This window comes from Xanthomonas bromi (assembly GCF_900092025.1).
Classification (GTDB): domain Bacteria; phylum Pseudomonadota; class Gammaproteobacteria; order Xanthomonadales; family Xanthomonadaceae; genus Xanthomonas; species Xanthomonas bromi.
In genome coordinates, this window is record NZ_FLTX01000080.1 from 1 (window position 1) to 4,197 (window position 4,197).

Annotated in this window: 4 protein-coding genes; all 4 read right to left on the minus strand. The window is 55.6% G+C overall.

Translation table 11 applies throughout. The features are described 5' to 3' along the window. Positions 1–841 (minus strand): DUF6531 domain-containing protein (locus XBLMG947_RS19805; RefSeq protein WP_245228263.1); only part of this gene is annotated, 841 nt, incomplete at its 3' end. Positions 842–900: 59 nt separating this feature from the next. Continuing rightward, on the minus strand, positions 901–1,449 hold the full coding sequence (locus XBLMG947_RS19810) for a DUF4303 domain-containing protein (protein ID WP_065470266.1): 549 nt from the start codon (positions 1,447–1,449) through the stop codon (positions 901–903). Positions 1,450–1,782: 333 nt separating this feature from the next. Beyond that, positions 1,783–2,199, minus strand: a complete 417-nt coding sequence (locus XBLMG947_RS19815; RefSeq protein WP_065470267.1) for a hypothetical protein — start codon at positions 2,197–2,199, stop codon at positions 1,783–1,785. Positions 2,200–2,201: 2 nt separating this feature from the next. Beyond that, the coding region (locus XBLMG947_RS19820) for an RHS repeat-associated core domain-containing protein (protein ID WP_245228264.1) at positions 2,202–4,197 on the minus strand (1,996 nt) is incomplete at its 5' end.

Sequence of the window (4,197 nt, forward strand, 5' to 3'; positions counted from 1 at the left end):
CCGCCGCGCCGCGGTCATCATGGAACAGCACCACGCCGTCGGCCTCGATCTCCAGGCGGATGTCGCCAGGCGTCTGCCAACCGTGACCGCAGACGCCCACCTGCTCGGCCTGCGCCGAGCTGTAGCGGCGCGACCATGCCAGCGGCAGCCGACCGGGGATCGCGAAGTCCTCGTGCTGCACCGACACGCTGCCGTCGCGGATGTCCACCGGCTCGGCGCGCAGCACCTTGCACTTGAGGAAGCCAGAATCCATGTGCTTGAACACACGCTGCCGCAGACCCTTGAACGCCTCCGCCGCCCGCACGCCCAGCTTGGAGCGGCGCAGCGCCCCCAGCCCGGCGAAGCCGACATGCAACCCCAGCGCCATCAAGGAAATGGTCAGCGGCCCGCCGACTTGCACGTTGCTCGGGATGGCGACATTGATGCCGGTCGGCAGCCACAGCGAACGCAGCGGCTTCTTGGGCTTCTTGAACCGGAACGGCGGGATCAGCCCGGCGAGATTGCAGTCCAGCACCGGCACCGCCAGCCGCGAGAACGGGTCGCCGTCGGCGGTGACCGTCTTGCTGCCCATGAAGATCTCTTCGCCGTCGTACTGCGGCCCCATCGGCAGGCTCAGCTGCGGCGCCCACGCGCCCAGCGGAATATGGATGTCCAGCCCGCCGGTGCCGGCGGTGGCGCGCTTGACCCCGTTGACGGTGACCGTGGCGCCGAGCAACGGCAGGTAGTCGAACGGGTCCAGCACGATGCCGATATGCGGCGTTGGCAGCGGAAACGGCGGCACCTGATACATGTGGATGTCGATGCCCAACTGCGGATCGAAATGCTTGGCGGCAGTGCTCATCGGTCGCGCTCCTGCGTCCTACAGTGCCCGTGCGAGCGCAAAAAAGCTTCCCCGCCAGACTATTCAAGCTTCTCTGCTGCTTCATCCAGCCAAACGATCAAAGCCTCATTACTTCTATCATTCAGCCGAAGGGCGCGCTCTGTGTTTGAATAAGAAGGCGGAGTGAGCTCCACATTAATCATGACCTTCATCCTAGGCTGATTCAACTCAAAAATCCCTTCCGCATCCAAATCTACCATTGCCTTTTCCATCGAGGAAAGTCTCACCTCAAGTTCAACCAACCATTCATCTCTTGACAGCTGATCAATTGCGGGCCTGCTGTCAAAAACTACCTGAAGGCCAGAAAACGCTTCCCCGCAGTAGTCCACATAGGGAGAATCAGCATAGGACCATCGAACCCATTCGAAATATTCGTTAGCATCCCCACCTTTTTCCTTTTCCTGTTGCAGAGCCTGATCTGACCAAGCAGAAATGAACGGAGGATGTCCCTCCTCAGTAGTAACGAGCACACAATAATAGAACTTCTCTTCCTTTTTATCTTCGAACATTTTCAAGAACGCAGATTTTGCGCACTTATAAATCTCATGCGCAAGATACTCGTCAGCCATGAGGCACTTCAGCTTTTCGCATTCTTAGTCGCCATTCAAAATCTCCAAGGTCACATCCTGCGCCATGCTTCGCCAAAGCCATTTACATAATAATTATATTTTCAGCCCACTTGGTAATTAGTTAGATCAAGCTGTTTCTGCAATTTTCAAAATCCTGACTTTTTATCTAAAATATTCTTAATTATATATCCCGTGCCTGAAACATAGTACACGCCCTACTTACTGGATTACATTCCCCTCGCCAGCTCAACGGAGCATCCGCTCAGGCTTGCTCCGGCAAATATCTACTCATATACCCGCCAATAACTGGGTGCATCATTTATTCAGGATCTTTCATACCTCTTCCGCTGACGAAAGATCTTCATACCCTATTACCTCGTCATCCGAGAAGTTGACCATGACCCCATAGGGGTCGCATATGTCCAGTACACCTTCTGCAAATAAGATCGACCAGCCTCCCCCACCCCAGAAAGTGAACTCCTCACCCCAAACGAGAGGCACCTCACCGTTTGATGTTGCATTTTCGATAACATTCGCCAGATATTTAGATGCAAGAGCAGTAAACTTACTTATATTATCAATTCGACTCCTTACGAAGTCCATACCCTCTGATAGAGAGCCATCATCTTCTAACTTAATCGAAAAGAAAATCCCGCCATCGACATCACCATACCTACCTTGGGCGAAACGCGCCCCATCATCAGCCTCATTAACCTCCAAACGCCCTAAAGGGGAATCAATAAATTTCATATTTATTCTCGACATCCTTTGTAGCGAAAATTTTTGTCTCGCGCACTGTATGTCACGTCCATCTTATTTCTTTTTGCAAAGCTTTGCATCGCGACCCCACAATCATCACAGGGATTTACACCTTGGATCGGAATTGTTTTTCCGTTTACCCTAATAAAAGAAGGCTCGGATTTTATCTCAAGAGATGAGCCAGCTAATTTTTCCCCATAGTTTTCCTCAATGTGGCGAAGCAATTTCTGCTCTGCGTCTTCAGTTCGACCTGGTATCTTCTTAGCGCCTGGAGATGACTTAAATGTCGGCAAGTCAATCACCTCCCCTGACGAGGTCGTCAATACCGCGCTAATTTTATTTAGTCCGAGTGGATCAATCCAGTTTAATGAATTAGGTGCGAATTCGTACACATTCTCACCAACGCGCAGCGCTAATGGATCTTGCGAAACAAAGTTACCCAAGGTCGCATCATAGTATCTAAATCTATTATAATGCATGCCGGTTTCAATTTCGCAATACTGCCCCTGAAACCTTAAATTATTTTCCACTACAGATAAGAATATATCGACTATCCCCCATGCACTATATGCCGCCGCCCAAACTAAATTGCCAGAGACAGCGGTCAACCTCGTAGGGCAGCCATTCGGATCGGAGTGATAGTGATAGCTAACAGACCGCCAAGCCGCACGCTCAACTGAATCGGAGGGGACAAATTGCGCGGTTTCTCTTACGTTACTTACTATAACGGGCACGTTGGCAGATACACTCCCTACCATCGATGTATTGCTGACTACGCCAAAACCGCCTGACCTCGGCGACTCGCCCGAACTGGATTGCTCGCCATCCAGCCGCATGCCAAATGAAATTACGTTCGACTTTTCTTCGTCTGCCGATGCATCAGATTTTGTAAGACTGGTCACCGGTTCGGCCGAAGCCTCTGAAATCACGGATACTTTAGTTCCCGCACCTTGCCCTAGCGCCAGACCTTCGCCCAGCATACCCAGCCCACCACCATCAGGCGCCTTGTCGGGCTTGACGGCTGTCGGCGCCGTCATCGTTGCAGGCTTTGCAGCGCCATCGGCCTGCGCCACTTTGGGTGCGGACGACGCCAGCACGCCCAGCGGTGCGAATGGTGTTCGCGGCGGTGTCGGCATGCCTGCGGATGCGGACGGTCCGGGAGACTGGTCGGAATCCGTACCTCGCCCCTCGACCAATGCATGATCGGCCACAGCCGGCGCATCGGATCGCGATATCTGCGAGATCGAAGTTGTCGCGGGCTGCGGCGACTCACGCAGCGCCACGCCCTGCTCCTTCTCCACCAACGCCAGCGGCACAAACGTCCCCGGATAGTAGACGTACTCCCGCGTGCGCTCATGTAGCTTGGCGAGCTTCTCCTTACGGCGCTTGACCTCGATCAGATTCGCGACATTCCCCACCCACACCGGCGCCGCATCCGGCGCGTCGTGGGCCTGCCTCACCTCGCCCAGCAGCGCGTCGCCATCCCAGTAGAACCACGTGGTATGGGTCGGGTTGCGCTTGAACACGCGCCGGCCCAGCGGGTCGTAGCCGTAGTGGGTGGTCTGCCCGGCCTTGCGGCTTTCGGCCAGGCGGTGGTTGGCGTCCCAGACCAGTTCCAGGTCGTCCGGTTCCGGGCCATTCGGGCTGCCCTTGCGGACCAGGTCGCCGGCACGGTCGAACACGTAGTGCACGCCGTCGTAGGTTCCCTCGCGGGTCCACTGCACCTGTTGTTCGTCGTCGCCGCCGACCACCTTGCGCAGCTGCACCTGCTGCACGCGCGTGGCTAGCCGGTCGCCGGCCGGGTCGTTGAAGAAGCGTTCGATCCTGCCTTTCGGGTCGGTGTGCTGCAGCAGCCGGCCGATGACGTCGTAGCGGTACTCGTCCACGCCTTGCACGCTGTCGCGGCGGTGGGTCAGGTTGCCGGCGCAGTCGTAGTCGTACGTGGTCTCGAACAGCGGCACGGCGTCCTTGAGGACCGATTGCGCGGTC

Excerpts from the sequence above, each read along its gene's own strand:
- XBLMG947_RS19810 (WP_065470266.1), bottom strand. The coding sequence starts at position 1,449 with ATGGCTGACGAGTATCTTGCGCATGAGATTTATAAGTGCGCAAAATCT.
- XBLMG947_RS19815 (WP_065470267.1), bottom strand. The coding sequence starts at position 2,199 with ATGAAATTTATTGATTCCCCTTTAGGGCGTTTGGAGGTTAATGAGGCT.